The sequence below is a fragment of the Lysinibacillus sp. NPDC056959 genome, from assembly GCF_042674095.1.
Classification (GTDB): Bacteria; Bacillota; Bacilli; order Bacillales_A; family Planococcaceae; genus Lysinibacillus; species Lysinibacillus zambalensis.
In genome coordinates, this window is sequence record NZ_JBHURE010000027.1 from 35,468 (window position 1) to 59,909 (window position 24,442).

Here is a 24,442-nt window from a genome sequence, read left to right on the forward strand (position 1 = left end):
GATGGATCTACTGAAAATGCGCTTTTGAAAAGAATAAGTATTCAAACCCCTAAAGAGCACTACGAATTTTAGTAGAATTGAAAAGAGTTTAACAAAACTCAAAACGCCACTTCAACTTAAACATTGAAGTGGCGTTTTGAGTACTCTTTTTTAACTTACCATATCTTCTCCACCCATTCAGGATGATCTATAAATGGATTTCGATTGCCTTGGATTTCGTAAATTTTTTCATTTCTTTGTTTTTCATATCCATCTACAGGATCTTGCTTATGCCATTGTAAAAGAACAGAAAGCTTACCGTGATAAGGAGCTGTCCCATTATTAACTTTGTCATTTAATTCAAGATCCACCTTATCGCCAGCTTCATAACGAGTGGCCATATATAATAGAATACGTGCTACATCACCTTTTACGCGATTAGGTGGTTCAAATGAATCTGAATCTTTCAAGCAACCATTACAACCTGCCACTGGACTGCCACCATTGTCAAAATCTAAATTTCCTCTTGAGCTATTAACTTGTACATCGGTTGGGCGTAAGTGATGGATATCTGTTCCTGGCCCATTGCTTGTCCCAAAGTTACCATGTGACTTTGCCCACGTATGCTCTCGGTTCCAGTTCCCTACATTGCCACCACTGTTTGTTTTTGGACTAGATTTCCCTGAGTAAAATAAAATCACATTACTCGGATTAGCAGGATCTTCATCCGTATACTTCAATGCATTCCATACATCATCATATGAAAGTACCTTTTGTACTGAAATGATATCATGAAGAGCCTTTTTTAATGTTTGACCTTCCTTGTTATAAGCCCCTGTATAATAATCATTAGCAATGACTGTCACGCTGAAACTTGTTGTGACACTTTTCTTTCCATCAGATGCTGTAACACCAACAATATGACTACCCTCTGTTAAATTAACTGTTAATATCGTTCCATTTATCGTGCCTTTTGTAGCAGTAAATGAAAGTTTATCACCATCAGGATCGGAAAAATGATTGGTTAAATCAATTTTAATTTCCTCTCCAATAGCTACAGTTTTGTTAATAATAGGTTCTTTAACGATTGGTTGATTGTTTTCAGCAGGCAAAGAAGGATTCACAATCGGTTTCCCCTTTGAATTTGTAAATTTAATTTGCTCAGGAGCTGCACCCTTTTTATAGATGATCGATTGTAAATCTAAATTTTCAGCGCCTCTTATTTCACTGACTTTTGCACCTTCAATTGTGAGTGATTTCACGATAGTGCCTTTAAGGTCAAGAATCATCCCTGCTTTCGCTGGACTTAGGATAACATCAGTCGTCTTAAAGCCCTCCCCATGGAGTTCTGCATAGGCACCTTTAAGGAACACACCTTTTGGAATAACAGATTGAGCATCTAAATGAAGTGCTATACTAGGTTTATTGATTGTTAATTTGTTCTTTTTGAAGTTCTTATAGTCATATACTATTTCAGGTTTAATCGGTTCAACAGTTGAATCTTTATTAACATCAATTTGAACCATTACTGGATCATGGTCACTTGCACGACCGGCCATATCTGTAAAATCAGCATTAATATGAAGAATATCAACATCTGTTTTCTCTGCCAAATTGTTTGACACTAAAATATGGTCTAATACTTGTGAATTCCCCTGATATACATATGTGTATCGATCAGAAGCCTCTACTTTATTAATCATATTCGTCATAAATTGACCTTCATGGATTTTAAGCGCATCCGCAAATTGATAATCATTAAAATCACCTAAAGAAACAATGTTTGCATCTGGATTTTTTGATTTAACGTCTCCAACAAAATTAGAAACAATATTGGCGATTTTTTTACGTTGTACTTCACTTCCATACTGTGGAGGCTGAATCGAACCAAATAATGGGGTATCCCCACTTTTAGAATTCCAGTGATTTGCGATCACAATTACATCTTCATCTTGGAATTCAAATTGCGCTGCTAAAGGTTTACGGCTACTTTTAAACGCTTCGTTTGCAGGATCAATACGCCCAGGGTTCACTGTTAATTTCCCATCTTCATAACCAACAGTTGTTGTAGCATCTCCTGCTGGAATACCATCCTTTAACTTCACTCGCTCTGGATTATAAAGGAAGCCAACTCGAATATTTGCATCTGGTGCTCCACCGTCTTGATTGTTAATTGGATCGATATTAACATACTGATACTCGACACCGCCTACACCTTTAATGGCATCAATTAATCTTTGATAACTTTGATCCGCTTTTGAATCTCCTGCAGATGGCCCGTTATTATCTTGTACCTCTGTTACACCAACAATATCAGGACTGCCCATATCAATACCAATTGCTCTTGCTAATTTTTTCGCTTTATCATCAGTAGTAGAAGTTTTGTTATTAGAGAAGTTCTCCAAATTATAAGAGGCAATTGTTAACTTATCTTCTGCCTTTACTATTTTTGTCGTCGGTGATGTATTTCCTTTTTCATGAGCTGCCTTCATCTCATCTAGAGAAGCATAGATTTTAAAGTTTTGATACGAATAGCCTACGATTCCCGTAATTGGCCCTTTAAATTTATCACCTGTCGCCACTTCAAAATCACGTGCAGCTCCATTCGGTTCTAGTCGGAATTGAACTCTGTTTGGATTTGCATTTTCTTTCTCATGCAATACTCCACCGTGAATTGTGTTTGTTGGTTCACCCTCAAGTACTGTTACTAAATCTCCATGCTCTTGTGGTGCTACCGCTTTCACGTTTCCAACTTCTACTCTCATGCCTTCGATACTTTCCCAAAAATCAATGGCGTCGATTGTTGGATTAAAAATCCCAAGATTATCACTGTCGATTTTACTAAAGGACATTTTTAACTTATCGATTCCAATTGCTTTTGGTAAGGCTACACTACTTTTAATCACTTCCACTTTTCCGTCTTGATCGTCACGCACATTAATTTGTGTTGTTTTTAAATCTGTTTGCTGCCTGTCATCATAGCCATCGTATGCATATTCGCTTACTTTACCTTTAACAGATACTAAATCCCCTACTTTTATTGGCCATGGCTTCTTTCCACTGTACAGAAAAATACCTTCAGAAGTGTTCGGATCCTGATCGGCTAATTCATCTGGCGTTTGAATTGTATAATACCAATTATTATTTAACGTGAATGAATAGGTTACGATTCCTTCAATTCCTTCAACTGTTTTACCATCAAATGTTGTAGCATGCCCCGCACCTTGAATATCATGAATTTGTAATTTATCTGCAATGCTATATTCAAATGTAGTTATTTCACTAAACTTGCCATCTATAGATTTAACGATTGTTTTTAAAGTCGTATTTTTGCTAATCTCAATTGGTGTTTCATATTTAAGACTTTTCTCAGTTGGCTCTGTACCATCTAATGTGTAATAAATTTCTGCATCTGCTGTGGATGTTGTTAAAGTCACTGTTGTTTTCCCAACAAACGTCCCACTTCCAGGAGATGCGCTAGCAGGCTTTAGTGCTGTACTATCCACTACGATATCTGCTTCTGATCGAGGGATCACCTGATAGTCTTTATCGAACTGTTGAACAATACCAGTGATAGATTCATAGTTTGTACCGACAGTTAAGCCAAGCGAATTTGTCTCATCTCGCACAAGAAAATTCGTTCCGTCATTTGCAGTAAAGTTTGCCCATCCTGCACCTTGTTGAACATCTGTAAGCGTAACATTTTTCACTGTTACTAACTGCGATTCACTCTCTTCATTTACTTGAGCCCCTTCTACTACCTTTGGAGCAGGTACCCCAGCATTTTCAACTTTTTCAACGATTGTAGCACCATCTAATTGTAGTAAACCACGATAGTCTGCTAACTTCCCTTTTAACGTAACTTCATCCCCGACAGACATAGCTAGACTAGTAGGTCGTACCGCAATACCACCTGTCTCATCTTGAACAGAAAACGTATTTTTTAAGCCCGCTGCAACTCTACCTTTGACCGTTACCGTTTCACCTACACTTTTATTTCGAGCATCTCCAATTGAGAGAATTGCCGGTACTTCGGGGTCAACAGGCCCTCCTGAATTGCCATCCATTACGTGTTGGCCTAAATTGGATAAATTATCTACCGGTAATGAATCCCATTCCGATGCTGCATTAAAAGAATCATTAATAGTTGTATCACCCGTCAAAACTGAACTCTTCCTTACTAAAGTTACATCTTTAGCAAAATCTGCTGAAGAACCAACTTGTCCAATGGAATCGACTATTTCACCAGATTTTCTTAATACAACTGGATCATTTCCATTGAAATTAATAACCGTTATGTTTTCTAGATTTCCTTTTGCTTTAATGTTTGGATCTGCATCTTTATGATGTAAAACATACGTAGCACCGTTTTCTAGAGTACCTGTTAAACTCACTTTATTCTTTGCGGTAGCTTCTCCGTTCGTATGAAGCTCTAGCGTATAATTACTTAAATCAACCGCGGCACCTGTACCATTATAAATTTCAATCGCTTTATTGAAGGAAGTTCCTTCAATATACTCTGAAATGATTAAATCCTTTGCAAGTGTTTCTGCATTTACTGCAATGGGTGCTACAGGTGCGGCAATACTTGCGACTAGAGTTGTTGCTAAAAAGGTATTTAACGGCTTCTTCCAATTCTTCTTTGACATCAGGTTAATTCTCCTTTCAATTTAAAGAATGTCAGTTTTTTTGCAAAAGATACTTTCGTTTTAGGTCTATACCGTACAGATGACAATTATCGCGTACGCCATGTCGTAAATGGTCGAACTATTCAAAGCATATTTCCCCATTACATATATATGTAATCATATTATTATTAATTCACTATTTTTATAGTATTTATATTATGTTAATGATTTGTAATAATAGAAAACACATCTACTACAGGGATTTTAACAATTTATAACATAATTTTAACATATAAATAAAATTAGACACTTACCTAATATGCTTAATTATAAAAAACTAAAACGGGCTAATTGATTTAGGCAAAAAGAAAATAGTCTCTTAACCAGTTACTGGCCAAGAGACTATTTTCTTTTTTACTACTACTTTTGTATCAACATTATTATGTGGAAGTATAGCGGCTCATCGGACGCGCCCAGTCGGAACGGTAATCAACCCCACTCTTTGCCGAAAAGCCATACACTATTGCAGATGGCTCCTTATTTCATTGACACCACAAAATAAAGGGCAGATGCAAGTCTATTCATCTGCCCATCTATTTATTTTTGTTTCTTTTTATAAATGATCGTACCTACAACAAGTAAAAGTAAAATCGCTTGTCCAATCATTGTTTCTACTGTTGGATAGAAACCAATGATGTTGACAACTGGCAATCCATCTACAATAGTTGTTGAAACTGAATCCCTTAACTGCAATGTATGCAGACTGACACCAATAATTTTAAATGCCAATACGTAGATTAACACCGTAGCTACAGCGAAAAATTTATGAATGGGAATTTTCCCACTTGCTTTAAATAATACAAATGCAAAAATAGCTAATATTAAAAGTGCTACTACGATCCCTAGTACAAACTGAGATGTCTCCATTTTAGGTGCAATTCCTGCATAGAAGACAAGTGTTTCTGCACCTTCACGGAAAACAGATAAAAAGCTAATTGATGCCATCGCAAACACCGAGCCAGTAGAGATGGCATTGCCCATTTGTTTGGAAATATAACGGTTCCAGCTTACCACACTCGATTTACTATGGAGCCAAATACCTACTCCAATCATCATTGCTGCTGCAAGTAAACCAACATAACCTTCCATTAACTCTCGATTAGAATCAATCGTTGCAGAATTAAAAATCGTAGACATTAAAACCGCAGCAACTGCAGATAAAAGAATCCCTACAAATGCGCCAACATAAATCCATTTACGCATTGATTTTTGACCTGATTTGTCTAAGAACGATACTAAAGCTAAAATAATGAGCAGAGCTTCTAACCCTTCACGCAGTAAAATAAGAGCAGCATCCCAAAAAGAATAATCTGTATTCCCTTGGATCAGCTCGATTTCGGTACGAATAGTATCTAGCTTGCTTTTTATACCTTCTTTATCAACTGATGATTTTAATAAATCACTCGCGATAATCGGCATTTCACTTTCAATTTTAGTATATAGACTACCATTACGAGTGGAGATTTCAATTTCCACACTTGGCCAGATAGTAATAAATTCTCGAATTTTATCAGAAGCTGCTTTATAATCACCTGCATCGATAAAATCGTTTGCCTCATCAATATAAGCAATTAATGTAGCTAATGAATATTCCCCTTCCAATACTTCTGCTGTTTCCTTACCAGCCACAAAATCCTCTATTGTTAGCTTTAAGTCAGCAAATTGGGATTTCATAAGTTCTACATCAGGTTTCTCAGCGGAAATGGAAATGCGTAAAAACGCCATTTGTGTTTCAATTTGCCCATACATCGCGATACTTTGCTCACGCACAGGTCTTTCGTTTTTATTCCATTTAATATTAAAGTCTTTATAGGCTTCATCAATTGCTGTGATGTCACCACCTACTAAAGCTTTCTCAAAGTCCCCCATGATTGGCTTAAACTTTTGCCCAAATTCTGCACGCTGTGCCGCTTCATCTACAGGATTCTCAAGCTTTTCTAATGCACGTAAGGCATTTGACAATTCAGATAGTGCCTTTAAACGTTCATCCTTAGTTGTAGCTTCAACTGCTTGTGCAAGAATATTATCAACTTTTTCTTTTGCTTTCTTTTGCTCTGATGTAACCGATGCCCAGTCTGTTGCAAACTGTTCAAGGGCTTGGTCAGCTTCGGATTCCTTATCCTGCTTCGTATTCATTAGTGCATCACTAATAGAAATGTATAAGTGACTATAAGATTGCGCTGCCTGCACTGGTACAGCAAGTGTCAATAACAAGCAAAGTACTAAGCTACAGCGCGTTAAAAAGTGCTTCACCTATATAACTCCCCTTTTGTACACCAGGGAAGCAAGCGAACACCGCGCTGCCTCGATGTGTAGTATACTCATTCATTTTATCTAAACGTCCTAAGCTATTTTGAACTGTTATAAATTGGGCTGGGTCTTTTTGATAAGAAATAAACATAAGTCCCGCATCATGCGCACCTGTATTCGTCATAACACCCGATGCATAAGAATACGAACGACGTAACATACGCGCACCTGATTTACGTGCCAAATGTACGTGTGACGTATCTGGCATAATATACTCACCTTTGCTATCCTTCGCTTCTACATCGAAATCATCGAACTCTTTCTTTTTACCAAAAGGTGCACCACTATCGCGATAACGACCAAATGTTGCCTCTTGATCTTTCAAAGATGTGCGATCCCATGTTTCAAGATGCATTTGAACTTTACGTGCGACTAAATAAGAGCCACCTTTTAGCCATCCTTTATCGACCCATACAACTTTATTTAAATCTTTGTCATCGGCAGTCGATGGATTTCCAGTGCCATCCTTGAATGCAAATAAATTTCTCGGTGTTCCTCCACCAGCAGGGAATGAGTTAAAGCCTGCTTGAGACCATTTAATTTCTACCTTACCAGATGCTGCACGAACTAAGTTACGTACTGCGTGGAATGCCACCTGTGGGTCATCCGCACATGCCTGAATACAAAGATCTCCACCTGTAAGTTCTTTTTGTAGCTGATCTTTTGGGAAATGTGGTAAATCATTTAATTCTGCAGGCTTCAAATGTTGGATCCCAAGCTTATCAAACAAAGATGGGCCAACACCAATTGTGATCGATAAATTTGAAGCGTCTAAACCTTCTGCTTCACCTGTATCCCCTGTAGGAACTCTAGTATTTGTTGTTAAATCCACCATTAATTCACCATTCATTAAACGAACAACAAGAGGTGTCCATTTTTTGAACAACTCTTGTAGGTCTTTCTTTGATGTAAATAAAACATCTAAAGAAGCAAAATAAATATTTGTCTGAACTGGTGTAATAATGCCAGATTGATGTTTTCCATAAAAATCAACTTTATTACGTGCAGTCGTGCTATCCGCAACAGGCTCGAACACATCGTAGCCCATTACTTTCATAACACCACCTAAGCCAGAAGCACCGATAGCTATACCAGCTGCTCCGATACCTGTTAGCTTTAACATGTCACGTCTTGATATTTTTTTATTCATCCATTTTTCATCATTTGACGCTGTCATTTATTATCACTCCAAAAATTACTCTAATATAATACCCATTTGACTTAATGGTTCACCAAGTTGATTAACTGCTGCTGAAAGTGCTTTTGTGTCTTCATCAGTTAATTTTTCGTAAGAAACATATCCGCCATCAGCAGTCGCATGCTTCGCTAATAAATCATCTACTGCTTTAAATTTTTCATCTAATGTAGCAACTAAGTCTTTATCTTTCGCTTCTAATTTAGATCGTAAGATTTCAAAGATTTTTTCTGCACCTTCAATGTTTGCTTTAAAGTCATAAAGATCTGTGTGAGAATAGATTTCTTCTTCACCAGTGATTTTTGATGTTGATACTTCATTTAATAAATCAACCGCACCTGTAATCATTAAATCAGGTGTAACTTCTACAGTTTGAACTAATGCGTGTAATTCTTTTGCGTCTGCTAGTAATTGATCTGCAACAGCCTCGTAGCCTGCAGTTTTGTTTTCTACCCAAAGCGCATGTTCTAGCTTATGATAGCCTGACCATTCCTCTTCGCCCTTGCCTTCTTCTTTAATATCAGCTAAACGACCGTCAATACGTGGGTCCAGGTCACCAAAGCTCTCTGCGATTGGCTCCGAACGCTCGAAATACATACGTGCCGGTGCATAGGCTGCTTTTGCTTCTTCAACTTTACCAGCTTTAAATGCTTCGACAAATTTTTCTGTTTCTACTAAAAATTGATCCATTTGCTCTAATGCAAATGTTTGATAGGCTGCTAGTTCTGCAGATAAATCAACTTTTGTAGCTTTTTCTGCTTGTTCTGTTGCTGGCTTATCGTCTTTTTTAGCTTCGTCTGTATTTCCACAGCCAGTCATTAGAATGCCTCCTGCAACTAATACTGACAATAATGATGTTTTTTTCATGCTAAGTACCTACTTCCGAAATAGTTTATATTGAGAATGATAATGATTATCAAATAGAATTGCAAGAAGTATTTTTATTTATAGAATAAAACGACATTTTAAAGTTGATCTAATTAGATAACTAGAAAAATGACGTTTTTTCCACAATATAATTATTATAAACTACGAAATTTTCGCATGATTTCTATTTTCATATTTTCCATATAAGAAATAATAAAGGAAAATTGATACTAAAATTACAAATACCATTGCAAAGAAAATGGCACTGTACCCCGAAGTCGGAACGAAAAATCCTAAGAAATAAGGACCAACCCCTAAACCTAAATCATATAAAATAAAATATGTCGAGGTCGCAAGTCCTAAACGCTCATTTGGTGTAACTTTTATAGCTATTGCTTGCGCTACTGAATTGAAATTGCCATAACCGATCCCTATGCAAGCTGCGGCTAGTAAAAATACAACACTACTTGTCGCAGAACTAAAGGCATACATTCCGAGTGCAAAAATAACTAAACAAGGGTAGATAACAATGTTCGCACCTCTATTGTCTAGTAATTTCCCTGTAAAAGGACGTGTCGCTAAAATAACAATTGCATATATAATAAAGAAATAACTTCCTGCTGTTACTAAATCAAGCTCTTTCGCGTAAAACGTCATAAATGACATAACCCCTGAATAGGCAAAGCCAATAACGAGCGCCACAAAAGCAATTGGCACAGCACGCATTTCGATAAAATTAGTGAGCTTAAAGCCTGTTTTCTCCGCCATCTCTTTGGCATTCTTCGGTGCATCTGGAACAGTTACGATAAAATATAACAAGAAGCATACAATAGCTAATACGGAATCGACAGCAAAAATCATCCGATAATCTTCAAACAGCTGCGTTAGAAGGATACCTACAAACGGTCCGATAGCAGTAGCTAAAATAGCACTCAAACTGTAATAACCAATACCTTCTCCGCGTCGATCAGACGGTAAAATTTGTGCAATAATTGTTCCTGTCGCCGTACTAGCCATCCCAAGTGCAATACCCTGTACTAAACGATTGACCATTAGAAGCGGCAAATTCGTCGCGATAAAATAAGACATCGTGGATAGCATAAACAATAATAATCCACAAAATAATGTTTTTTTGCTACCCCAATCCCCAATAATACGCCCTGTCCCAAGACGACCAAATAAAGTACCAATAATAAAAATACTCGATACAAGCCCTGCCGTACTAGTCGAAGCTCCAAAATGCTCAACCGCATAGCCTGCAATCGTTACCATCAATAAAAAAAATATTAATGTAATGGTAAAATTAATAAGTGAGACGATTAAAAAGTCCTTCGTCCAAAGTTTATGTCTAGTTGCTTCCACTTTTTTCTCTCCTACCGATTAATGTTTGCACAAATGTTCGCTAACACTTGTGTCGCAATTTCAATATCCCGCTCGGATACCCCCGCGAGTGCCTGTTCCATAGTTGGTTTTAAATGAGCTTGAATTTCTTGCACAATCTCTTCACCATTAGCCGTCAATTGTACAAGCTTTTCGCGCTTATCCCTACCCGCTACCGTTTCCACGTAGCCAAGCTCCACAAGCTTTTGCACAAGCCTCGTCACACTCGGCTTTTCAATAAACATAAAATTCGCAATGTCCACAAATGTATGTGGCCCTTTATCCATCAATAACCGAAGAAGAGCCCATTGAGAGCTATACAACTGATATTTCCCTAACTGCACATTTATTAGATTGATAAACGGTCTATACATTAAGCGGTACTGATTAAAAAATTCTTGTTCAATCGTCAACATTACCACTCCTTTTTAATTAGTTAGCCTAACTAACTATACGCTTTTAGTTTTTATTTGTCTAGTAGGAATTAATGGGGAAATTCGGGGTTTTGAGCGCTCTATCCAGCATTTTCTCCTTTCTATCCACGTTTTTGAGCGCTCTATCCAGCATTCTGCGCTTTCTATCCACGTTTTTGTGCGCTCTATCCACACTTAAAGCGATCCATTTTTAATCCAATATTTCCTATGTCTATTTATCCCCTCAGCCTTTAAAGGTAATTTCTGCAATAATCTATACGCTAGATCAGGTGAATCTATTGCGAAAAAATCACAAAAGCTTTTATTCGTTACCAAATCCCCCACTAATAACTTGTAATCTTCAAGCGTTCTGAAAATAGCATCCTGCTCAACTGATCCGCAGCGTTGACAAGTCCATTTTTTTTTGGAATAGCTCATTCTCTGTCCATTTGAACAACGTACACATAACACTCCTTTTAGAAGATCCTGCATAGGAACGGTAATTTCTCTTTTAATTGGCATATGCCTGGTCAATAATTTAGTAGCAAAAAGAGAAAGTTCATCTGCTTCTAGTATCACCTCTTTATGCTGTTTAAGACATTTTCTTACATAGTAACGTAATCCTGAAACATGAAAAATTGGTTGTCCTTTAAAACTTTCTGATAAAATAGCATTTTTCGTTGCCAAAACGACTGCATAATGAACAGGAATCTCAACTTTGTTATGCTGTAATATCTCCTTTATCCACTCCGCGTGTCGTCTAACTTGATGAATAGGATCAATCATTCCCTCAACATCACCTTCTGCAGTAGTCCTTGTAAATTGAGTAAATGACTCATCGAATTCAAGGAAGCCTGTAATGTTTTTTATTTCTAGGATTAATATAAAGTGAGGACACAATAATATAGTATCTATTTGATGTGTAGTCCCGAAGTTATTAAGTATTTGTAAATCGTGAAGGAAATAATGTGGGTTGGGCAAATTAATTTCAAGCCATTCTGCATCTACTCGCTTTTCTCCAGCAAAGCCAGCTTGTATACGCATTAACCTATTAAAATAATTCATGTAGTCTACATGTGTACTAGGCAACCTTCTTATCAGAGCTTCTAGCATTTTTTGCATTTGTGATTGCTGTCGTGCTAATAAAATCATTGTCTCTCCCCTCCTGTATTTATTATATAAATAATTACCTGTATAAAAAGAGGTTCCAAAAAACTTGAAATACAAAATGTAAAAATTAAATTTATAGCCCATTTCTGTAGATAAAAAGAATGGAAAAATCGCCTTGTTCTTGCATCGACTACTACTTTTTTGCCTCATATCTCCACTTTGGCGACGGTACTATCCATCAATTTCTACTCTCTATCCAGCATTCTCTATTTTCTATCCACGTTTTTGAGCGCCTAAGCCAGCGTTCTCTACCTATCCACATCTTTGAATTCGCAGACCCACGTCCGTTCAACAAAAAAAACAACCGAACAGCCAAAGCCATTCAGTCGTTTTTTCGTAGTAAATATAAAAAATATGGGGCGCCGATACAGGCTACAACAATACCTGCTGGCACGGTCGCACTCGAAATAACTACGCGGCCAATTGTATCTGCAACCATAAGTAAGCTGGCACCGATTAATAATGTGAGTGGTAAAAAGAATTGATAGCGCGGTCCAACGAGCTGCTTTGCAATATGGGGAGCCATCAGACCGATAAAGGCAATGCCCCCTGTGATCGAGACAGCTGCCGCAGCTAACGCGACAGAGACTACTAATAATTGCAAACGCTCTCGTTCGATGTTTAGGCCTAAGCCAACTGCTGTTGGTTCGGTCATTGCCAGCACATTTAACACATTTGCTTTATACAAAATAAATGGAATGCCTAGCACTAGCCAAGGCAATAAAGCCCAGAAAAATGGCCAGTCTGTTCCCCAAACATTACCCGCAAGCCATTGTGCGATAAATTGCACATCACTACGCTCAGCAGAGGAAACTAATATCATCATTACACCTGCTAAGGCAGATGCTACACCTACCCCGACTAAAATGAGTTGTACCGGCTGCACACCCACATTGCGCTTATATGAGAAAAAGTAAATGAGGAGTGCCGTTAATAAAGCGCTGGCAAATCCGACAAGTGGTAACACATACGCGAAATGAGGTAAATCACCATCTACAAGGATATAAAACAGCGTAATCCCTACACCTGCTCCAGCATTAATTCCAATAATACCAGGGTCCGCTAAATCATTACGTGTTACCCCTTGCAAAACAGCACCTGCTAAGGCTAATGCCATTCCTGCTGCTGCTAGTACAAATAATCTTGGTAAGCGAACAGAAAACAGGACGAATGATTCTTTGAAGCTGCCGTCTCCAAGTAAAATCGGTATTATGCGATCAATCGAAACTGAAGCTGCTCCCATTGAAATACCCATTACAAAAATAGCTATTGTTAATAGCGTCCAAACCATGAGCCATCTACGCTGTTTTTTCCGTCCAATTTTAAACAATTTGACGACCTCCCTTCCGAACAAGAAGTAAGAAGAACGGAAGGCCGATAATTGAAATAATTGCAATTACCGGTGTTTCATATGGGGCATTAATCATTCTACCTGCAAAATCTGCAGTCACCATTAAATATCCACCGATAATAGCACTCATTGGTAAGACAAATCGATAGTCTGTTCCAACAATTGCTCGGACAATATGTGGTACCATTAACCCAACAAATGCTAAATTGCCTACTAGCGCAACTGCGGAGCCTGCAAGAATTACAACGACAAACATCATAATTCCTTTAATGGCTGTTGTTTTTTGTCCTAATCCGACAGCTACTTCTTCATTTAAACTTAAAATGGTTAATTGACGACTAAACCCAAAAGCTACCGCTAATCCTATTACAATAACAGGAACAATTATTAAAGCTTGCCATGTAGTGCCAATTAAACCACCACTCGTCCACATCGAAACATCTTTTGAAATTTTAAATAATATTCCCGTTCCATCTGCTATTGCTTGTAATAGAGCAGATACGGCTGCCCCAGCTAAGACCAACTTTAATGGAGAAAAGCCATTCTTCGTTGAAGCGCCAATACCATAGACAACAACCATCCCTACACCCGCACCTATGAAACATGCAAAAATAAACATATAGTACGAGGTATTTGGAATAAACGCCATCGTCAATGCCAGTGCCGCATTTGCACCTGCTGTTAGACCAAGGAGACCTGGATCTGCTAATGGATTTCTAGTAACCCCTTGCATAATAGCCCCAGCAACTGCAAGTGCACTACCTACAAAAATAGCAGCAATAATACGAGGAAATCGAATTTCACGTAATACAGAGTAGTGCTTGCCACCGTCTTGTCCGACAATCGCTTGATAAACATCTTGAATACTCGTATTAGCTGCGCCTATACAAAGCGAGATCGTAACTGTAACTGCTAATAAGATCAGTGCAAGCAATACTTGAAGCCAAAACGGGAAATTTCGAAACTTTATCATTTGCCTTCGCTACTCTCTACTGAAATTATTGTAAAAATTTCTTTTCAAAGAAATCTAGTTGATATTCTAAAGTTTTTGGATCATTAAAGTAAAATTCATTGCCGCTCACTTCAAATAAATGACCATTCTTCACCGCTTCTAAATCTTTAAACCACGGAGCATTTTTAATGGCGCTATCCTCACCTTTAAACGTACTAAAGATCACATAGTCACCTGCATATTCATTTAATACTTCTGTAGAAATTGCAAAATAACCTGGTTTTAAAGCATCTTGTTTTACTTTTTCAGGCATTTTCAAGCCCATTTCTTGATATAAAATTTCTGTTCCTCGACCCCAGTTATCTCCATACACATACATTTGTTTATTAAACATTTCTGCGACAGTAACCGTTGCATCTTCGCCGATTTTTTCTTTAATTTTTGTACCCGTCTCTGCAGCACGTTCTTTAAAATCTTTTACCCAATCAGTTGCTTCTTTTTCTTTGTTCACAACTTTACCGATTTCGATGAATTGCTGTAAATAATCCACCTTACCATAAGTGAACAACACAGTTGGTGCGATTTCTCCTAATTTATCTGCATTTTCAATACCATTTAAACCAATAATTAAATCTGGCTCAAGCTCAATAATTTTTTCGATATCCGTATTTTCAACAACTACTGCATCTTTAATATCATCTTTGAAGTTTGGATTATCTGCAGCCCATGAATCAATACCGACAACATTAACGTCAAGCTGTAGTAAATGCCCAACAAATGAAGATAATACAACTACACGTTTAGGGTTTGCTGGTACTTCAACAGGGCCAGCTTCTGATTGATACGTAATCGTATCTGCAGATGCCTTATCTTTAGAGCCCTCATCCGTCTTCTCTTCTTTATTGCCGCACGCTGCAAGCACTAGTACGACCATCATAAACATTGGTAATAACCACTTTTTCATAAATCTTTCTCCTTTTAAACTGTTTGTAATAAGTTATATGTAATGCACATTGGCTTATCAGTACGTGGATCCTTACCAATAACTGCATCAATATTAAACACTTTTTCTAATACTTCAGGTACTATAACTTCCTCTGCAGTACCAAACTTCACAAGCTCTCCTTTTGATAGCGCAACAATATAATCTGAAAAGCGTGCTGCCTGATTTAAATCATGTAGCACCATAACAATTGTGCGTCCTTCTTCTTCGTTAAGCTTGTTAAGTAATTCTAAAACTTCTAACTGATGGGCCATATCTAAATAAGTTGTTGGCTCATCTAAAAAAATAATATCGGTCTCTTGAGCTAATGCCATCGCGATCCACACCCGTTGACGCTGTCCACCTGATAAAGCATCAACTGTGTTCAGACGAAAGTCATCCGTTTTAGTTACCTTTAAGGCCCAGTCAATCATTTCTTTATCTTTTTGAGATAAATTACCGAAGCCCTTTTGATATGGAAATCGACCGTAGGATACAAGCTCTTCCACTGTTAAACCATGTGCACTTTCCGGACTTTGTGGCAATATGGCCAGCTCTTTCGCTAATTCTTTTGTATTCATCTCGGAAATATTTTGACCATCTAGTATGACTTGTCCACTCTTATGCTTCAATATCCTTGTAATAGCCTTTAAAAGTGTAGATTTACCACACCCATTGGAACCAATGATAGTCGTTATTTTACCGTCTGGAATTTGTAACGATAAATCATGCACAATCGTTTTGTCCTCGTAGCCGATACGAATCGATTCAACTTGTAAACGCACGACGTAACCTCTCTTTCCTTTTTGTTCTTTCCATGCTATGATAGCGATTAGCCGACAATGATAATCATTATCACTAGAATTAGTCTAGTTTTCTTATGTAGTTTTGTCAAATACTTTTTTATTATTTTTTTAGGATGTGGTGATATAAATGCAACATTTATACGATGTAACAATTATTGGTGGTGGTCCTGCAGGCCTATACAGTGCCTTTTATAGTGGTTTACGAGGATTGAAAACGAAATTAATTGAGAGTCAACAACAGCTTGGTGGTAAAGTTTTACTTTATCCTGAAAAGCTAATTTGGGATATCGGTGGTCATCCCCCTATATTGGGAGAACAATTTGTGAAACAGTTAATTGCACAGGCTAAAACGTTTCATCCTACCATTTTAACAGGTACAAAAATCGATTTTATCGAGCGCCAAGATGATATTTTTGTTCTTCATACTGCGCAAGGAGATAAACATTATTCTAAAACCGTTCTTTTAGCCGTTGGCGGTGGTATTATTAATCCTCAAAAGCTTTCACTAGAAGGTGCAGAAAAATATGAAATGACTAATTTACACTATACCGTGCAGTCATATCAACGTTTTGTAGACAAGGACATCATTATTTCGGGAGGCGGAAATGCTGCGATCGACTGGGCAGTTGAACTAAGTCCTATCGCCAAAAACGTAACTGTTGTTTATCGTAAAGATAAGTTATCCGCTCATGAGGCAACAATTCAAGAGGCTTTAGATGCTGGCGTAAAGATTGAATGTAATACGACTATTACAAAATTAACTGCCGATGCCGACAAAACAGCCATCCAATTAGTGACATGTGAAAATACAAAAACAAAACAAAGCTATACGCGTCAAATCGATGAAGTCATCGTTAGTCATGGCTATAACCGTGAAGCATCATTAGAATTGGAGCAAGCAATCACCATTCCTAAAAAAGATGATTACTATTTTGAAGGGAAAGCAACGGGAGAAACCGCACAGCCTGGAATTTTTGCAGCAGGTGATATATTAGCGTTTGAAGGAAAAATCAACCTCCTTCTAGGGACTTTCCAGGATGCAGCCAATGCCGTGAACTCTATCAAAACGTATTTAGAGCCCACTGCCTATCGTCAAGGGGTCGTGTCATCACATAATGAAGTATTTAAAGAGAAAAATCGCTCTATTATCGAAAAACAACTTTCAACAAAATAAGCATTAAATGAAATAATCAATAACCCCTCTTAAGAATTTACTCTCTTAAGAGGGGTTTTAATATGTTCAACTAAAAAAATCATTTTACATTCTATCTTAAGAAATTAATAAAAGCCCCCATTTGTCTTAACATATTAACTCCATATGTTATTGTTCCCGCATGGCCCATAATTGTGTTTAAATGCTGTGGTAATCTTCCAAATCTAGCAGTTTGGGGTTGCTGGTAAGGGTTAAAAAAGGGTTGCCCTTGTCTACCTTGCATGGGAGGGCCAAAACCTTGTCTATAGCTTGGTGGAAATGGTCTCATTCTAGAATTAGGCGGATAAAATGACATCAATACACCCCCTATCATATATCTTTTAACTAGTATACGTATGTATTATTTTATTGTTTAGACTATCGGAGAAGTTGCTCAAAAATAATATACATATTGAATTCCATTAATTAGTGAAGGTTCTTTATTACAACTTTGGCTCTTGCCGGAACCATACTTTTTTAAATTTCATATTATACAAAAATACGAATAAAGAAGGGATTCCGATTCAAAATTCGAAATATCTAGAATTTCTGTCCAAATTTGGTGTTGGCGGTGCGCATCCTGGTGGCCTTAATTTAACAAAGGAACTATTCAAAGCTGAGAACATTGGTGAAAATCCTTATATTTTAGATGTAGGCTGTGGTACAGGCCAAACCGCTGCCTATTTGGCAGAGACGTATGAAGCAAAAGTAACAGGCATCGATATTAATTCTGTCATGGTCGCAAAAGCTAAAAAGAGAATGAAAAAAAATCGCTTACCCGTAAAAATAATGCAATGCTCAATTGAACAAGTACCTTTACCCGATCATACATTTGATTTTATTATTTCTGAATCTGTGCTTTCTTTTGTCAATAAACCGAATGCACTTAAAGAAATCTTTCGTTTATTAAAGAATGGCGGTCGGTTTATTGCTATTGAATTTACTATTCATCAACCGCTTGAAGAAAAAATTGAAAAAGAAATCAAAGAGTTTTATGGATTTGATTCGTGTTCAATGAAAAAGGATTGGGTAGATTTATTTAACCAGGCTGGTTTTAAACATATTCGTATCCAAAAAAACAAATCTATTTTCTCAATACCTGAGCTTAATCACTCAGAGGATATTGAACCTGAACTTTATGAAGTAATGGATAAACATTTTGAAATGATCTTAAAGTATGAAGGGCTATTAGATTATAGAATTTATTCATGTACTAAATAGTAGTATGTCACGTTATTCAAAAAGAAAGCATTAATCGCAACTGCTATCTATATGAAAAGAGTAGGAAACTCGTATTCAAAGACAAGTCTCCTACTCCAATATTAATTCCTTTGTATTATCGACTGAAATCAATCCTTCGTTCTTCTTCCCTTCCCTTAGTCATTCATTTCCATGTTCTGATCTTTATGAATCGTAGCTGCATGAATGCCCTCAATAAAGGTATTGATTAGGATTGAAAAGCTTTTATTGATATCTAATGGCATCCCGAACCCTCCCATTTGTTCGATTGAAGAGAATCCATGTAGAAAACTTCGTAATCCTCTGACCATATGAATCGCAGTTTCTTCTTGCAAATGATAGGCATCTAGCACTTGAAGTACTAGTTGTACAACAGACTCTTGGGCTTGCTGTAATTCTTGATCATTCGCATCTGGAAAGCGAGTACTAGCATCATACAACCCCGGATGTTCTCTAACAAGTTGAAGATATGCTTGACTAATTGCACGTATGGCTTCATCACCCGAACGTCCTACTGCAGCTCGTAGCATATATTCATGTAGTTTTTTTACGCCTTGAATGGCTAATTTCTGTTTCAATTCATTTAACCCATCAAGATGGTTATATAAGGACGGTGGCCGTACTTCCAATTTTTCAGCTAATAGTCCAATTGAAAGTTGGTCCAATCCTTGCTCATCAGCTATCTCTGTTGCCTTTTGTAAAATAATAGATAAATCTAACTTCATACGACGGGACATTTTTTTCACTTCCTATTTAGATGATAAAAAAGCTTTTTCTGCTTTAGCAATGGCTATGTTCAAACGCTCCTGCGGTTGCTTTAACATCTTCCCATGCCCTACAGCAAGTAAATTTGGATTCAGATTGCTTAATTTTTTTGCACTTATTAGAGCAGTCTCTTTATCCCATGTTGCAAGAGCAGGAAATGGAAACAACGGATTCATCATTCCAGGTACTATTAGCTTTCCTCTAGTTACAAGGGCATCACCCGCTATTAAACTTTTATTACGTGGGTCAAATAGAGAAATGGAACCAGGTGTATGCCCTGGAGTTGCAATCACTTCTAATGAACCAACACGATCACCTTCTTCAAATAATACATCCGGTTTAGTTTTAATATTTTTTGGAAGACCTCCACGAATAGGAGTGTTTTTTTCATTTGGTAGCAAGGTACTATTTCCTCCCAATAGAAGCGCATCTCTAGAAGAAATGTACACTTTACTATGTGGTAATAATTCTTTTAACGTATCTAGCGCTCCAATATGATCATTATGTGCGTGGGTAAGAATTATTCTCGTAATCGGTTTTCCGATATTTTCAGCAACTTTTATTATACTTTTTGCACTATATGGTAATGCTGCATCGATCAGTGTAAGCTCGTTTTCTTCTTCTACGAAATAACAATTAACAGGAAAAATCCTCGGCATAAAGGACAATTGATACACTGTGCCACTATTTTCAACTTTCATTTCACATCATATCCCCTCTGTAAACTAATTGTATTTCAATTTTAACTAACCGCATTAGTTTTCTCAATATTTATTTTATAAATAAAATTCTTATCTTTCACACTAATTACGGATGTAAAAACTATAGCCATATAAATCCCATTCTTTTTTCGAAAACAATAGACTACGATTTAATAATGTCCCCCCTTCCGAGATGGCCTTGCTTTACTTTTGATACTCCTAAAAATGACACCTGTCATAAAGAACCTTTGACTGGTGTGAATATGTTTTTTCCTGTCGTTTTTTTATCATTATAAGAAAACAAAGAAAGAGTGATTTCATAATGAAAGTTCAACAAAGATTACCCTTAATCGATATGTTACGAGGCTTTGCTGTATTAGGGACACTTGGCACAAATATTTGGATATTTGCTTATCTTGGTGATATTTCGTATATCACGACGAGCAATTATTCAGGTTGGTGGTCATTGAACGATTTTTTACGAATGGTAGTCCTATTTTTCGTAAACGGTAAACTTCTTGGTTTATTAACAATCATGTTTGGTGTTGGTCTGGAATTAAAATATCAGCAAGCTTTACGAAAAGGAAATGCTTGGCCAGGAATGTATATTTGGACAATAGTCTTTTTATTTATGGAGGGGCTTATCCACTTCACCTTTGTCATGGAATACGATATTTTAATGAGCTATGCTGTGACAGCCATCATTGTTGCTTTTATTGTTAAATTTGGTGATAAAGCGATTAAACGCGCTTTATACGTTTTTGGTAGTTTCCACGCAGTAATGATTTCGCTAATTTTAGTCAGTGTATTGCTTGGTGCCAACACTTCACTTGCTGGCGTCGATCCTGTTAGTCTTTATGAAAATGGTACTTGGTTTGAACAAATACAATATCGTTTAACAAATTTTCTGTATTATAGAACGGAAGCTATTTTTATTATCCCGATGAATATCTTTTTATTTTTACTTGGTGTTAAGCTGATGAGAAATGGTGTATTTTCGCAAAATGACAAAGGACGTCAGGCACGTCAAAAGCTATTTAAAATCGGTATTTTTATTGGAGTACCTTTAAATCTTCTAATCTTTATTCCTGGAGGAGTATTTGATTTACCCGCTCGTTATTTATTCGCACCAATTCTATCTATTGGTTATATTGGAATATTAGGTAAAATGGTAGAATATAAGAAGTTTGATTGGTTATGGAAGAGATTTGGTGAGATTGGGAAAATGTCTTTAAGTTGCTATGTACTTCAAAATACTATGGCATCTATTATTTTCTACGGCTGGGGCTTAGGTTTAGGTGGAAAATTGAATAGCATTGAAGTTATTGGTATTTGGTTAACCCTTTCCCTCCTCCAACTTTTCATTGCACATATTTGTATCAAGCATTTTCATGTTGGACCTATGGAATGGATAAGAAAACATGCCATTCAAAGTGTCACGCAGAAATAATCGACAAGGGCTGGTGTGAAATATAAAGATTTATCCAAGAGATCAGGCAAAACATTATTTAATTATTGACGTAGTTTCGTTAATTTTTTTATTCACCGTAGTATTAGGATCGAATTCTCCATTACCATTATTGGCTAAAATAATAATCCTTATGTTATTTTTAGTAGCTTTCTATATTGCTTTATGGAATCAAGATTGGCGTTTACTTATTGCTTCCTTAGTAGGCTTTACTCTTATTATCATACTAGGTATTTATGAAGGATCCGCCATGTTATTTTCTGGATTTATTTTTGCTGATTTAATTGGGCGAGCTAAAAAGAAATGGCATATCGCTGTAGGAATGTTTGCCATTGCCCTTATGTTTTTGATCGTTATTTGGTTTGAGTCAGGAGCGTCTTTCAAATTAGAATTCCAAGTATTAATATCCGTCATGATTATTCAGCTTCTATTTCCAATGCTAATTTACTACGTAGAAAAGTCTAAAAAATTACAATCAGAATTAACAGAGGTAAATACGCAGCTCGTTCAACAAGAAGAAAGACAACGTATTGCAAGGGACCTTCACGATACGATCGGTCATACATTGACAATGATTAAAATTAAAACCGAATTAACTACAAAATTAATCGATAAAGATACGATGCGTGTGAAAGATGAGTTAAATGATATTTTAGCAACAACACGAACAGCACTAAAGCAAGTAAGAGAATTAGTATCCGATATGAATTTTATTTCGTTAGAAAGTGAGCTTATTCATTGTAAACAGCATTTACAAACAGCGGATATTTCAATAAATATCAATAATAACTGTCCAAAGCTTCTCCTAGCGAGTGTAGAAGAAACGATGCTGTCCTTATGTCTGCGGGAAGCAACTACAAATATTATTAAACATAGTCAAGCAAAAAAATGCCAAATCGATATCAATACTATAAATGGAATTTTAAAAATAAATATTGTTGACGATGGTGTCGGCTTACATATCCAAGGGCATGGGAATGGACTTTCATCGATGAAAGAAAGAATGAATGCTCTTCTAGGAACTGCTTCCATAGCAAATTTACCGACAGATGGAACAATTGTGACGTTAACACTGCCTATCCAACACTACAGATTGGAGCAAACTACATGATACGAGTATTACTAGCAGAGGATCAACAAATGTTACGTGGTGCCTTGACTTCCTTGTTGTCGTTTGAGCCTGATATAAAAGTGATTGCAGAAGTTTCAGATGGTCAAAAAGCGTGGGAATTTATTCAACATGAGCTACCAGATGTATGTGTTTTGGACATCGAAATGCCGAATCTTTCTGGGCTTGACCTTGCTGAAAAAATTAAACAGGCCAATTTACCGTGCAAGGTGATGATTGTCACTACCTTCGCACGCCCTGGCTATTTACAAAAAGCGATGGATTGCGGGGTACATGGTTATTTATTAAAAGATGAACCTATAGACTATTTAATTGAAACAATAAGAAAAGTCATGCATGGTGAAAAGGTCGTCAGCAGAGATTTAGCGGCTACGTTGTTTATGAAAGAACAGAATCCATTAAATGAACGTGAAATTGCTGTTCTGCAGCTTGTAAAAGAAGGACTCACAACAAATGAGATTAGTAAAAAACTATTTTTAACGAAAGGTACTATTCGAAACTATTTATCCACCTCTATTCAAAAACTTCAAGTCGAGTCTAGACAACAAGCTGCTCAAGTCGCCAGTGATAAAGGGTGGCTTTAGAAAATAATCTCGTCACCAGTCGTGACGAGATTTTTTAACATGTTAGAATCCTCAGATATAAAATTTGGTATCTACTAAAAGATTCTTTATTTCTCTTTTAAGACTATATTTGTCGCTGTAGCCCAGTTGTTTAATGGAACAACTGTATAATTTACATTTGCTTTGAATGTACCACCGTTCGCAATATCAAAAATGCCTACTGCTCCTTTACGTGATGAGTATCGATATTGCGCTTGAAGTGAACTTCCATCATTTCCTCGTAATTCTACACTTCTACCTGCAAACAAATCAGATTGAGGATCATTTGTTAGCTGTAATTCAAATGATTTATTATTAACAGCTTTGGCAGACTGAAGCTTAAATGGAATCATTTCTTTTGCTAAAAAGCCTTTTTCATCAATTTCAGCCCATTCAGCGTTAATACGATATGTGACACCAGGCTTCAGTTTTTTACCTTCAGGTAGTCTAAACTGAGGAGCTTGTTTGCCATCTGCAGCTTGTGTAAATGGTACATAATTTGCTACAAACTCTTCCCCTTCGCTTGATTTCACAGTAACATAGCGATCACGCAAGGAAGATATAATATCGAAGCGTGTACCATTAGCATCTCGATTATGACGATCTAAGCTAAACGCTAGATTTCCACGACCTGCACGATACGCTTCAATAATATTTGCATAATCAACAACGCCATCCTCTTGGAAAGACTCCAGTATAAATGTATCGTTTGTCACTTGCGCTACATTCCGAACAAATACTTTCTCATCAGTTCCCTCAAACATTTTTTTGCGCTGTTCTTTATAGCTCAACGTATACATATAGTCATCTTTCTGGAATGTTACAGGTACAATATATTTACTCTTTGAACCAGTCATTAATCGTGGAACATTGACAATCTCTAAGTCACCATTAAATATGAAATGTTTTTTAATTGCTTCTAAATTATTCAGATCTACACCCTCTGCTGCTAACGGCTTGTTAAACGTAATTTGCAGCGTCATTGTGTTTAATGACTTAATGTTTGTAATCTTTGCTACTTGTTCATTTTTGGCGCTTGCTACTGATTGATTCCCTGCCGCTTCTACACTTAAAGGCTCGTTAAATGTTACAAGACCAGCTGATAATACCGAAAGTGCTAATGCTGCTGGGACAATACGTTTTCTTAATTTCATCTTTAAATCTCTCCTTTACTTGTGCAAGTTGTTTACAAGATTTATCATAAGATCCATCTCTAAACTGCCAATAAATAAACTATTAAAAAACTATTAAAT

General features: G+C 36.8%; 19 protein-coding genes. 5 read left to right on the forward strand and 14 right to left on the reverse strand.

The features are described from left to right. Positions 1 to 155 precede the first annotated feature (155 nt). The 11 genes from ACFTQ7_RS21445 to ACFTQ7_RS21495 all read right to left on the reverse strand — a co-directional run bounded on the left by ACFTQ7_RS21445 (position 156) and on the right by ACFTQ7_RS21495 (position 16,072). Positions 156 to 4,628 carry an endonuclease gene (locus ACFTQ7_RS21445; RefSeq protein ID WP_386830938.1) on the reverse strand — a complete coding sequence of 1,491 codons (4,473 nt, stop codon included), beginning with the start codon at positions 4,626 to 4,628 and terminating at the stop codon, positions 156 to 158. A 576-nt stretch (positions 4,629 to 5,204) separates the two neighbouring features. Beyond that, positions 5,205 to 6,920, reverse strand: coding sequence for an FTR1 family iron permease (locus ACFTQ7_RS21450; protein WP_386830940.1), 1,716 nt, complete (start codon positions 6,918 to 6,920; stop codon positions 5,205 to 5,207). Next, positions 6,895 to 8,154, reverse strand: a complete 1,260-nt coding sequence (efeB, locus tag ACFTQ7_RS21455) for an iron uptake transporter deferrochelatase/peroxidase subunit (protein WP_386830942.1) — start codon at positions 8,152 to 8,154, stop codon at positions 6,895 to 6,897. The genes ACFTQ7_RS21450 and efeB overlap by 26 nt, the downstream gene beginning before the upstream one ends. A gap of 18 nt (positions 8,155 to 8,172) precedes the next feature. Beyond that, the gene (gene efeO, locus ACFTQ7_RS21460) at positions 8,173 to 9,039 is read right to left on the reverse strand and encodes an iron uptake system protein EfeO (RefSeq protein ID WP_386830944.1); all 867 of its coding nucleotides are present in this window, start codon (positions 9,037 to 9,039) and stop codon (positions 8,173 to 8,175) included. Between the two features lie 162 nt (positions 9,040 to 9,201). Beyond that, positions 9,202 to 10,401, reverse strand: coding sequence for an MFS transporter (locus tag ACFTQ7_RS21465; protein WP_386830946.1), 1,200 nt, complete (start codon positions 10,399 to 10,401; stop codon positions 9,202 to 9,204). 11 nt (positions 10,402 to 10,412) lie between these two features. Beyond that, complete coding sequence (locus ACFTQ7_RS21470; RefSeq protein WP_386830948.1) at positions 10,413 to 10,832, reverse strand: MarR family winged helix-turn-helix transcriptional regulator; 420 nt, start codon at positions 10,830 to 10,832, stop codon at positions 10,413 to 10,415. Positions 10,833 to 11,027: 195 nt separating this feature from the next. Continuing rightward, complete coding sequence (locus ACFTQ7_RS21475) at positions 11,028 to 11,984, reverse strand: NERD domain-containing protein (RefSeq protein ID WP_386830950.1); 957 nt, start codon at positions 11,982 to 11,984, stop codon at positions 11,028 to 11,030. Between the two features lie 340 nt (positions 11,985 to 12,324). Further along, positions 12,325 to 13,332 carry a FecCD family ABC transporter permease gene (locus tag ACFTQ7_RS21480; RefSeq protein WP_386830952.1) on the reverse strand — a complete coding sequence of 336 codons (1,008 nt, stop codon included), beginning with the start codon at positions 13,330 to 13,332 and terminating at the stop codon, positions 12,325 to 12,327. Next, entirely contained in the window at positions 13,325 to 14,326 is a 1,002-nt protein-coding gene (locus tag ACFTQ7_RS21485; RefSeq protein WP_386830954.1) for a FecCD family ABC transporter permease, read from the reverse strand. The genes ACFTQ7_RS21480 and ACFTQ7_RS21485 overlap by 8 nt, the downstream gene beginning before the upstream one ends. Before the next feature lie 25 nt (positions 14,327 to 14,351). Beyond that, entirely contained in the window at positions 14,352 to 15,269 is a 918-nt protein-coding gene (locus ACFTQ7_RS21490; RefSeq protein WP_386830956.1) for an iron-hydroxamate ABC transporter substrate-binding protein, read from the reverse strand. A gap of 14 nt (positions 15,270 to 15,283) precedes the next feature. Beyond that, positions 15,284 to 16,072 carry an ABC transporter ATP-binding protein gene (locus tag ACFTQ7_RS21495; protein ID WP_079560181.1) on the reverse strand — a complete coding sequence of 263 codons (789 nt, stop codon included), beginning with the start codon at positions 16,070 to 16,072 and terminating at the stop codon, positions 15,284 to 15,286. A gap of 148 nt (positions 16,073 to 16,220) precedes the next feature. Here ACFTQ7_RS21495 and ACFTQ7_RS21500 point away from each other — a divergent pair, with 148 nt between their 5' ends. Beyond that, positions 16,221 to 17,267 (forward strand): NAD(P)/FAD-dependent oxidoreductase, encoded by a 1,047-nt coding sequence (locus ACFTQ7_RS21500; RefSeq protein ID WP_386830958.1) that lies wholly within the window; start codon positions 16,221 to 16,223, stop codon positions 17,265 to 17,267. Positions 17,268 to 17,714: 447 nt separating this feature from the next. After that, the gene (locus ACFTQ7_RS21505) at positions 17,715 to 18,506 is read left to right on the forward strand and encodes a class I SAM-dependent methyltransferase (protein WP_386830960.1); all 792 of its coding nucleotides are present in this window, start codon (positions 17,715 to 17,717) and stop codon (positions 18,504 to 18,506) included. 155 nt (positions 18,507 to 18,661) lie between these two features. Here ACFTQ7_RS21505 and ACFTQ7_RS21510 read toward each other — a convergent pair whose 3' ends face one another. Together ACFTQ7_RS21510 and ACFTQ7_RS21515 are read right to left on the reverse strand one after the other, a co-directional pair. Next, entirely contained in the window at positions 18,662 to 19,261 is a 600-nt protein-coding gene (locus ACFTQ7_RS21510) for a TetR/AcrR family transcriptional regulator (RefSeq protein WP_386830962.1), read from the reverse strand. 12 nt (positions 19,262 to 19,273) lie between these two features. Beyond that, positions 19,274 to 19,990 (reverse strand): MBL fold metallo-hydrolase, encoded by a 717-nt coding sequence (locus ACFTQ7_RS21515; RefSeq protein ID WP_386830964.1) that lies wholly within the window; start codon positions 19,988 to 19,990, stop codon positions 19,274 to 19,276. 322 nt (positions 19,991 to 20,312) lie between these two features. Here ACFTQ7_RS21515 and ACFTQ7_RS21520 point away from each other — a divergent pair, with 322 nt between their 5' ends. From ACFTQ7_RS21520 to ACFTQ7_RS21530, 3 genes are all read left to right on the forward strand, one after another. Beyond that, the gene (locus ACFTQ7_RS21520; RefSeq protein ID WP_386830966.1) at positions 20,313 to 21,440 is read left to right on the forward strand and encodes a DUF418 domain-containing protein; all 1,128 of its coding nucleotides are present in this window, start codon (positions 20,313 to 20,315) and stop codon (positions 21,438 to 21,440) included. Positions 21,441 to 21,591: 151 nt separating this feature from the next. Beyond that, positions 21,592 to 22,569 (forward strand): sensor histidine kinase, encoded by a 978-nt coding sequence (locus ACFTQ7_RS21525; protein WP_386830968.1) that lies wholly within the window; start codon positions 21,592 to 21,594, stop codon positions 22,567 to 22,569. Next, positions 22,566 to 23,171, forward strand: a complete 606-nt coding sequence (locus tag ACFTQ7_RS21530) for a response regulator transcription factor (protein WP_386830970.1) — start codon at positions 22,566 to 22,568, stop codon at positions 23,169 to 23,171. The genes ACFTQ7_RS21525 and ACFTQ7_RS21530 overlap by 4 nt, the downstream gene beginning before the upstream one ends. An 86-nt stretch (positions 23,172 to 23,257) precedes the next feature. Here ACFTQ7_RS21530 and ACFTQ7_RS21535 read toward each other — a convergent pair whose 3' ends face one another. Continuing rightward, positions 23,258 to 24,343 carry a hypothetical protein gene (locus ACFTQ7_RS21535; RefSeq protein ID WP_386830972.1) on the reverse strand — a complete coding sequence of 362 codons (1,086 nt, stop codon included), beginning with the start codon at positions 24,341 to 24,343 and terminating at the stop codon, positions 23,258 to 23,260. Between the last annotated feature and the right edge of the window lie 99 nt (positions 24,344 to 24,442).

What these genes read in the sequence shown, in the direction of transcription:
- ACFTQ7_RS21445 (WP_386830938.1), bottom strand. Translation starts at nt 4,628, where the DNA reads ATGTCAAAGAAGAATTGGAAGAAGCCGTTAAATACCTTTTTAGCAACA.
- efeB (WP_386830942.1), bottom strand. Translation starts at nt 8,154, where the DNA reads ATGACAGCGTCAAATGATGAAAAATGGATGAATAAAAAAATATCAAGA.
- efeO (WP_386830944.1), bottom strand. Translation starts at nt 9,039, where the DNA reads ATGAAAAAAACATCATTATTGTCAGTATTAGTTGCAGGAGGCATTCTA.
- ACFTQ7_RS21475 (WP_386830950.1), bottom strand. Translation starts at nt 11,984, where the DNA reads ATGATTTTATTAGCACGACAGCAATCACAAATGCAAAAAATGCTAGAA.
- ACFTQ7_RS21485 (WP_386830954.1), bottom strand. Translation starts at nt 14,326, where the DNA reads ATGATAAAGTTTCGAAATTTCCCGTTTTGGCTTCAAGTATTGCTTGCA.
- ACFTQ7_RS21490 (WP_386830956.1), bottom strand. Translation starts at nt 15,269, where the DNA reads ATGAAAAAGTGGTTATTACCAATGTTTATGATGGTCGTACTAGTGCTT.
- ACFTQ7_RS21500 (WP_386830958.1), top strand. Translation starts at nt 16,221, where the DNA reads ATGCAACATTTATACGATGTAACAATTATTGGTGGTGGTCCTGCAGGC.
- ACFTQ7_RS21510 (WP_386830962.1), bottom strand. Translation starts at nt 19,261, where the DNA reads ATGTCCCGTCGTATGAAGTTAGATTTATCTATTATTTTACAAAAGGCA.
- ACFTQ7_RS21515 (WP_386830964.1), bottom strand. Translation starts at nt 19,990, where the DNA reads ATGAAAGTTGAAAATAGTGGCACAGTGTATCAATTGTCCTTTATGCCG.
- ACFTQ7_RS21520 (WP_386830966.1), top strand. Translation starts at nt 20,313, where the DNA reads ATGAAAGTTCAACAAAGATTACCCTTAATCGATATGTTACGAGGCTTT.
- ACFTQ7_RS21525 (WP_386830968.1), top strand. Translation starts at nt 21,592, where the DNA reads ATGTTATTTTTAGTAGCTTTCTATATTGCTTTATGGAATCAAGATTGG.
- ACFTQ7_RS21530 (WP_386830970.1), top strand. Translation starts at nt 22,566, where the DNA reads ATGATACGAGTATTACTAGCAGAGGATCAACAAATGTTACGTGGTGCC.
- ACFTQ7_RS21535 (WP_386830972.1), bottom strand. Translation starts at nt 24,343, where the DNA reads ATGAAATTAAGAAAACGTATTGTCCCAGCAGCATTAGCACTTTCGGTA.